The 251-nt window shown below is 61.4% G+C and carries 1 protein-coding gene; it reads left to right on the forward strand.

Translation table 11 applies throughout. The annotated features are described in order from the left end of the window. Nucleotides 1–251: AraC family transcriptional regulator ligand-binding domain-containing protein (locus AAEY79_RS15810; RefSeq protein WP_352289591.1), on the forward strand; the 251-nt coding region annotated here is incomplete at both ends.

The raw sequence follows: 251 nt of genomic DNA on the forward strand, positions 1-251 counted from the left end.
TCCTACGGCATGCTCGGTTATGCACTGCTCACCAGTGCCACCTTCGGTGACGCTTTGCGCCTGGCCCTGCGCTACCCGGCGCTGTTGGGAACACTTTTTGAACTGAGCCTGGAAGAGGATGGCCAGCGCGTCTGGTTCAGCGCCACTGACTACCGCGAAGACCCAGCCCTGGGCGCCTTCAATGTCGAGTTCTGCCTGCTCTCGCTGAAAGTCATCTGCGACGACCTGCTCGGCCAGCCGTTGCCATTGCT

Source organism: Psychrobacter sp. GW64-MNA-CIBAN-0177, assembly GCF_040309585.1.
GTDB classification, from domain to species: Bacteria; Pseudomonadota; Gammaproteobacteria; order Pseudomonadales; family Moraxellaceae; genus Psychrobacter; species Psychrobacter okhotskensis.